Annotated in this window: 7 protein-coding genes; 1 reads left to right on the top strand and 6 read right to left on the bottom strand. The window is 46.5% G+C overall.

Features of this window, described 5'->3' with window-relative positions; translation table 11 throughout:
* Nucleotides 1-193: hypothetical protein (locus tag B2Z67_RS08215; RefSeq protein WP_291529339.1), on the top strand; the 193-nt coding region annotated here is incomplete at its 5' end.
* Nucleotides 194-455: 262 nt separating this feature from the next.
* Here B2Z67_RS08215 and deoC read toward each other — a convergent pair.
* From deoC to mnmG, 6 genes are all read right to left on the bottom strand, one after another.
* Nucleotides 456-1,358 (bottom strand): deoxyribose-phosphate aldolase, encoded by a 903-nt coding sequence (gene deoC, locus B2Z67_RS08210; protein ID WP_291529338.1) that lies wholly within the window; start codon nt 1,356-1,358, stop codon nt 456-458.
* Entirely contained in the window at nt 1,348-1,683 is a 336-nt protein-coding gene (locus B2Z67_RS08205; RefSeq protein ID WP_291529340.1) for a nucleotide pyrophosphohydrolase, read from the bottom strand. The genes deoC and B2Z67_RS08205 overlap by 11 nt, the downstream gene beginning before the upstream one ends.
* Nucleotides 1,683-2,135, bottom strand: coding sequence for a D-aminoacyl-tRNA deacylase (dtd, locus tag B2Z67_RS08200; RefSeq protein ID WP_291529337.1), 453 nt, complete (start codon nt 2,133-2,135; stop codon nt 1,683-1,685). Before dtd ends, B2Z67_RS08205 begins: the two co-directional genes overlap by 1 nt.
* A 219-nt stretch (nt 2,136-2,354) precedes the next feature.
* Nucleotides 2,355-4,181, bottom strand: a complete 1,827-nt coding sequence (uvrC, locus tag B2Z67_RS08195) for an excinuclease ABC subunit UvrC (RefSeq protein WP_291529336.1) — start codon at nt 4,179-4,181, stop codon at nt 2,355-2,357.
* Nucleotides 4,182-4,215: 34 nt separating this feature from the next.
* Nucleotides 4,216-4,740: an adenine phosphoribosyltransferase gene (locus B2Z67_RS08190; protein ID WP_291529335.1), complete on the bottom strand. Its 525-nt coding sequence runs from the start codon at nt 4,738-4,740 to the stop codon at nt 4,216-4,218.
* A gap of 57 nt (nt 4,741-4,797) precedes the next feature.
* Nucleotides 4,798-6,672 (bottom strand): tRNA uridine-5-carboxymethylaminomethyl(34) synthesis enzyme MnmG, encoded by a 1,875-nt coding sequence (gene mnmG / locus B2Z67_RS08185; protein ID WP_291529334.1) that lies wholly within the window; start codon nt 6,670-6,672, stop codon nt 4,798-4,800.
* Nucleotides 6,673-7,085: the final 413 nt, after the last annotated feature.

The raw sequence follows: 7,085 nt of genomic DNA, 5'->3' as shown, positions 1-7,085 counted from the left end.
TAATTATGAACAGCTACTTATATGTAAAGCCCTCTTTCTGCTTATAGCGGCGCATCCCATATTGCGTGTGCTTCGTATGACTCACTATATTTATACGAAGAAAGAAAACTATGGAACTGTATTGGGCTGTTCCGGTATCTTTATTGGCTGTGGCTTTTTATGTTTGGATTGTGAGTCTTATGTTAGGTCTTAATTAGTAAATCTTTTCAACCCTTTTCGGTGCTAAACTACCTACTGGTAGTTGCCCAACTACTTAGTAGTAGTTAGTCAATTACTACGTAGTAGTTGGGCAATTACTACGTAGTAGTTAGCACACTACTACTAAGTAGTTTCAAATGGCATTTAAATCAGCTTGAAAAGAACCAATAACACCTATTTCTACCTGTTCTGTTAACGTATGCATCGGAAATTTCGGGGTGAATCGTTCTCTGGTTATTACCAGTAAAGTAAAAATCTTAGAAGAACTTAATCTCTTCCCCCTTGATATCCGAAAGCAAAAGGTTCGCCAGGCGGCTGGTACCTAAGCGAAACCACTGGTTGTCCAACCATTCTTCGCCGAGCACTTCTTTCACGATGGTATAATAAATGATGGCGTCGTTGACGGTATTGATACCTCCGGCGGGCTTGAATCCTACCTTGTTACCCGTCTTTTCGTAATACTCTTTGATAGCCTGGCACATCACGTATGCTGCTTCCGGAGTTGCGGCAGGTTGCTGTTTGCCGGTAGATGTTTTGATGAAATCCGCTCCCGAGTACATGGATAGGATAGAGGCTTTCATGATGTTGGAAGCCGTTTTCAAGGCACCTGTTTCCAGGATTGCTTTTAAATGGCGTTCCCTGCAGGCGCTTTTCAACTCTTGTATCTCTTCGCACATCTCTTCGTAATTCCCGCATAGGAACATTCCTACGGAGATAACGATGTCTATTTCGTCAGCCCCTTCCATTAATGCCATAGCGGTTTCTGCGATTTTTACCTCAATGTAAGTCTGGGAAGAAGGAAATCCGCCTGAAACGCAGGCTATCTTTACATCTTCAACTTCGAGGCTGCTCTTTACGACTTCCGCGAAACAAGGATAAACGCAGATAGCCGCTACATTCTCGATATCAGGAAATTCCGCATCGAACCGGTTTACTTTCTGCGTGAATTGCATCACGCTTTCATCATTGTCCGTGGTGTTCAGCGTGGTGAGGTCGATGCAGTGAAATAGGAGCTTTTTGACTTCTTCCGTGTGGTTGCCGGGTACTTTCTCTGCTATGAGTTTCGCTACTTTTGCGGCAATTTCCGCATCATCCAGTTGGGTGTTGTACTTTGCCAGTGTGGCGTAATACCTGTTCTGTTTGAATTCATTATTCTCCATGATTCTTCAATTTAGGATTATTGATATGACGGGTATTATCCCGTTTTGTTTTCTTTTCCAGACTGTGTGCAAATGCTTCCGTGAGGTTTACGCCTGTTTGGTTGGCAATACAGAGAAGCACCCAGAGGATATCCGCGATTTCTTCTTCAATATTGTCTTTTTCGCCTTCCTTAAAGGATTGGTCGCCGTATTTACGGGACATGACTCTTGCCAGTTCGCCTACTTCTTCGGTAAGGATGGCCATGTTGGTGAGTTCGCTGAAGTAGCGTACACCGTATTCTTTGATCCAGTTATCTACTTGATTCTGAGCTTCTTCTAACGTCATCATTCTTTGTTTTTTGTATCCATACAGATGGTAACGGGACCATCATTCAATAGTTCTACTTTCATGTCGGCGCCAAATTCGCCGGTGCCTATCTCTTTGCCTGATGCGATGCTCAGTTCTTTACAGAATTGTTCGTAGAGCGGGATAGAAACTTCCGGTTTGGCGGCTCGTATGTAAGAGGGGCGATTGCCTTTCCTGGTCGATGCGTGCAGGGTGAACTGGCTGATAACCAGTATCTCGCCGTTGATATCAAGGATTGATTTGTTCATTACTCCGTTCTCGTCATCGAAGATGCGCAGGTTGACAATCTTCTTGCAGAGCCAGTCGATGTCTTCCCGGCTGTCTGTTTCCTCTATCCCTACCAGTATCAGAAGTCCTTTTCCTATGGCGGATTTACAGGTTCCGTTGATTGTAACGGATGCGTGTCCGGTGCGTTGTATGACTGCTCTCATGCTCTTTCGGTTATCATAATTTTTATGTTTTTGGTGCAGGCTGTCCCAACATCGTGAGCGGAACAAGGAGGAACAGCGGGATGGGTAAATAGTTTCTTGATTTCATGGAACAAATGTACATAAAATCCTTTGTATTTTATGATGTTAGGCGAAGAATGCTTTTTATCCTGCATGAATAATGCAGGTTATGTGGTGTTGCACTGTGATTAATACGAGCGATTACTCATTGAAATGCTCTTTAATAATCTTAGCTTTAGCTTCTCCTATCACTGCGGAGAGTGCCCCTAAAGTGCTTTCCTTGATTCGTTTCACGCTCTTGAACTCTTTAAGGAGAACTGCTTTCGTTTTCTCTCCGATTCCCTTTATTTCATCCAGCTCGGAGCTAATCTGACGTTTGCTTCGCTTCTCCCGGTGGAAGGTGATGGCAAAGCGGTGTACCTCGTCTTGTATCTGCGTCAGTAAACGGAAGAGTGGGGTATTCTGCTTTAGTCCGATGGTCTGCGGAGGGAAACCGTAGAGTAGCTCTGACGTGCGGTGCTTTCCGTCTTTGGCAAGTCCGGCGATGGGGATGTTCAGGTTCAGTTCGTCCATAACTTCCTTTACGGCGCTCATTTGTCCTTTGCCGCCATCGGTGATAAGGAGGTCGGGTAGGGGTGAGCCTTCCTCAATGGCGCGTTGGTAGCGACGCCTGACGACTTCTTTCATAGAGGCGTAGTCATCGGCTCCTACCACCGTCTTTATGTTGTACTTCCGGTAGTCTTGCTTGGAAGGCTTGGCTTTCTTGAATACTACGCAGGCGGCCACGGCGTCTGAACCCTGGATGTTCGAGTTATCGAAGCATTCTATCTGCATGGGCAGGCGGTCTAAGTGCAGTTCGTCTTGTATTTCTTTCATCAGTCGCACGCTTCGTTGTTCGGGATTCAGCTTCTCCGCCTGCTTCATGCGGTCGGCTTTGTACTGTTTCACATTCAGGATGGAAAGCTCCAGCAGTTTCTTCTTGTCTCCCCGTTGGGGAATGGTAAAGACGACGTCTTTCAGCTCCATGTCTATCTCAAATGGCACGATGATTTCGCGCGAAAGGCTCTTGTAGCGTTCGCGCATTTCAATGATACCCAGTGAAAGGAGTTCTTCTTTTGTCTCGTCCAGCCGTTTCTTGTATTCGAAGGTGAACGCCTGGTTGATGACGCCGTTCGTGATGTGCAGGTAGTTGATGAAGGCGGACTTCTCGTCGCTGTCTTCTTCTATGGTAAACACATCAATGTTGTGCAGTACGCTGCTTACCACTTCCGATTTGGCACGGTAGTTTTCAATCAGCAAGTACTTCTCCTTGACTCTTTGTGCTTCTTCGAACTTCATCTCAGCAGCAAGCTCCTGCATGAGCCGGAAGAGCATACGTTCTATCTCCTGCGTGTTCCCCTTAAGAATCTCCTTAATCTGGCTGATGTTCTTCATATAATCATCTGCTGACTGTTTGCCGATGCAAGGGCCTGCGCAGTTCTTTATATGGTACTCCAGACAGACATTGAACTTTCCTGCCCGGATGTTCTCGGGCGAGAGGTTGAGGTTGCAGGTGCGCAACGGATACAGGTGCTTGATAAGTTCGAGCACTGCATTCATGGAAGGCACATGGCTGTAAGGCCCATAGTAAGAGGAACCGTTGCGTATAATTTTACGCGTTTTAAATACCCGTGGGAAGTATTCGTTCTGCACGCAGATGGAAGGATAGGTCTTGTCGTCCTTCAGGAGAACATTGTATCGCGGCTTGTACTTCTTGATGAGATTGTTCTCTAACAGTAGCGCATCTTCCTCGGTCTTAACAACGATATAGCGTATGTCTGCAATCTTGCTGACAAGTATCCTTGTCTTTCCCGGCTCGTGCTCTTTGTTGAAGTAGGAGGAGACTCTTCGTTTCAGGTTCTTGGCTTTGCCTACGTATATGATAACTCCTTCGGTATTTAGATATTGATAAATACCGGGGCTTTCGGGGAGGTTCAGTACAATCCCTCGTAGATATTCGCTGATGTTCAGTTCCGGGTTGTTTTCCATCTCTCTCTTAGTCTGTTCGGGGGGGAGGGGTTGGCTATAAAGAAAGCACGGACTGTATGTCTACATCCTTGCTGAACAACTCTCTGCCATGTAGTTCTTTTAGTTCAATAATGAAGTTCACGTAGACCTTCCGGGGGTTCATCTTCTGTACCAGCTTGCAGGCAGCTTCCATTGTTCCACCGGTGGCAAGCAGGTCATCGTGGAGTAGCACTACATCATTCTCGTTCAGGGCATCTTTGTGTATCTGGATGGTGTCTTTGCCGTACTCCTTGTCGTAGCTTTCTTCAATAGTTTCTGCCGGAAGCTTTCCCGGCTTGCGGATTGGAATGAAGCCTGCGCCCAGGCGGGTGGCAAGTATAGGCCCCATAATGAAACCTCTCGACTCAATGCCTACGACTTTGGTAATGCCTTTGTCTTTATACATTTCGTACATGACGTCCGAAAGCTCCTGTAGGCGGGCAGGGTCTTTGAACAATGTCGTTACGTCGTAGAACAGAATCCCTGGTATAGGGAAGTCGGGAACTGTGCGGATGCTTCTTGCAAGCGTTTCTTTATTCATAATCAGAGTTATTAATACGTTTATTGAGTTCTATTGTTTCACGTGGAACGTTCCACGTTATCTGCCCGAGAGTACCAGCAGAACGTTAATATCGCTTGGAGATACTCCCGGAATTCGGCTTGCTTGGGCAATGGTTTCCGGGTCTATCTTCACCAGCTTCTGCCTGGCTTCGGTGGAAAGGGACTGGATAGAGTTATAGTCGAACTTCCCTTTTATCTTGATGCTTTCCAGCCGCGCCAGCTTATCGGCAATGATTCGTTCGCGCCCGATGTATCCCTCGTACTTAATCAGTATCTCGGCGGCTTCAATGATTTCTTCTTTCCTTTCGGTCACTTTGTCAAGCTCCCGGCGGAAGGCGTCGACGTGCTCCGCCATGTTGTAGATGGTGACTTGCGGGCGGTTTATAAGCTCTACCAGTTTGCATCCTTGGCGGAGGGGAGTGGTGCCCAGCGTTTCCAATACAGGATTGATTAGCGCCGGTTTCATCGAGTAGTTGCGGGTGAAGCTTACGATACTGTTGATGGCCTCACGTTTTCGTTTCAGCAGCTCGTAGCGGTCGGCTTTGACAATTCCGAGCTTCCATGCCTTTTCGGTGAGGCGCATGTCGGCATCGTCCATACGTAGCAAGATACGGTATTCTGCACGCGAAGTAAACATGCGATAAGGTTCATCTACACCTTTTGTTACTAAGTCGTCGATTAATACGCCGATATATGCTTCGTCGCGGGCTAATGTAAACGGTTCGCCTCCGTGGCAATTGATATGCGCATTGATACCGGCAACGATTCCCTGCCCGGCAGCCTCTTCATATCCGGTGGTGCCGTTTACTTGTCCGGCAAAGAATAAATTCTCGATATTCTTCGATTCCAACGTGTGTTTTAGTTGCGTGGGGTCGAAGTAATCATATTCGATAGCATATCCGGGGCGGTAGATGACCAAGTCTTTGAAGGCGGGGATTTTCCGTAATGCTTCAATTTGAATCTCCATTGGGAGTGATGAGGAGAAACCGTTTAAGTAGAGTTCCTGTGTGGTTTCTCCTTCGGGTTCGAGGAAAAGCTGGTGCTGCTCTTTATCGGGAAAGGTTACTATTTTGGTTTCAATGCTGGGGCAGTAACGTGGGCCGATGCTTTGAATTTGTCCGTTGAAAAGGGGAGAATCCGGCAATCCTTCGCGCAGTACGCGGTGTGTTTCTTCGTTTGTGAAGCAAGTCCAGCATGGCAGTTGTTTCAGATGCCGCACGCTGGTATCCATGAATGAGAATTTATGGAAATCGTTTTCTCCGTCTTGCGTTTCCATCTCTTCATAGTGCACGCTTCGACCGTCAATGCGTACCGGAGTACCGGTCTTCATGCGCCCGTATTCGATGCCATGTTTTGCGATGGATTCGGTTAATTCATAAGATGCCGGTTCTGCCATACGTCCGCCGGCAAGTTGGGTGCGTCCTACGTGCATCAATCCGTTCAGGAAAGTTCCTGCGGTAAGTACAATACACTTTGCGCGGAATGTTACGTCGAGCAAGGTTGTTAACCCTATGATTTTACCGTCTTCAACGAGAATCTCACGTACCGTGTCCTGCCAAATATGTAAGTTGGGAATGTTCTCCAGTATTTCTCGCCAAGTCCAGATGAATTTGTTGCGGTCGCACTGCGCACGCGGACTCCACATGGCAGGGCCTTTTGAACGGTTCAGTATGCGAAACTGGATTGCAGTTTGGTCTGTTACCAATCCCATGTATCCGCCCAAGGCATCTATTTCGCGTACAATTTGCCCTTTGGCAATACCGCCAATGGCCGGATTACAACTCATCTGTCCTATCTTATTCATATCCATGGTGATAAGGCAGGTCTTTGAACCCAGGTTTGCTGCTGCTGCTGCTGCTTCACATCCGGCATGTCCGGCGCCAATCACAATAACATCGTATTTAAAATCCATTCATTCAATGTATTTGGAAACTGTGCAAAGTTACGAAAAAAACAAAGACTCCTTTTCTGCGTTTACAAACATAGTAACTTTTTTCTTTTTCTTATCACTGGTCGGTGTTTTCAGACTGTATTATTTATGCTTCAGGAATCTATCCTGAATAATTCATGCCTCAGGAGTTAGAGGAGTTAATGGAGTTATTAGCCAACAAGTTGGGGTAGTATCGGCTTTAACTACTTAACTACTAACGAAGTGATAACTACTTTAACTACAGTATGAATAATGCAGGCTATAATCAGGAGTAACTTGAGCCATACATGTCTTATATATGGTACTTACACCGCATATATGCGGTTCGTGGACGGGATATAGGCGGTTTGCGCACGGGATATAGGCGGTTCTCGCACGGGATATAGATGGTTCGC

Source organism: Bacteroides sp. UBA939 (assembly GCF_002293435.1).
Classification (GTDB): Bacteria; Bacteroidota; Bacteroidia; order Bacteroidales; family Bacteroidaceae; genus Bacteroides.
The sequence above is the reverse complement of the archived record's forward strand: the minus strand, read 5'-3'. Positions and strand labels throughout refer to the sequence as shown.

What these genes read in the sequence shown, in the direction of transcription:
- uvrC (WP_291529336.1), bottom strand. Translation starts at nt 4,181, where the DNA reads ATGGAAAACAACCCGGAACTGAACATCAGCGAATATCTACGAGGGATT.
- B2Z67_RS08205 (WP_291529340.1), bottom strand. Translation starts at nt 1,683, where the DNA reads ATGACGTTAGAAGAAGCTCAGAATCAAGTAGATAACTGGATCAAAGAA.
- mnmG (WP_291529334.1), bottom strand. Translation starts at nt 6,672, where the DNA reads ATGGATTTTAAATACGATGTTATTGTGATTGGCGCCGGACATGCCGGA.
- deoC (WP_291529338.1), bottom strand. Translation starts at nt 1,358, where the DNA reads ATGGAGAATAATGAATTCAAACAGAACAGGTATTACGCCACACTGGCA.
- dtd (WP_291529337.1), bottom strand. Translation starts at nt 2,135, where the DNA reads ATGAGAGCAGTCATACAACGCACCGGACACGCATCCGTTACAATCAAC.
- B2Z67_RS08190 (WP_291529335.1), bottom strand. Translation starts at nt 4,740, where the DNA reads ATGAATAAAGAAACGCTTGCAAGAAGCATCCGCACAGTTCCCGACTTC.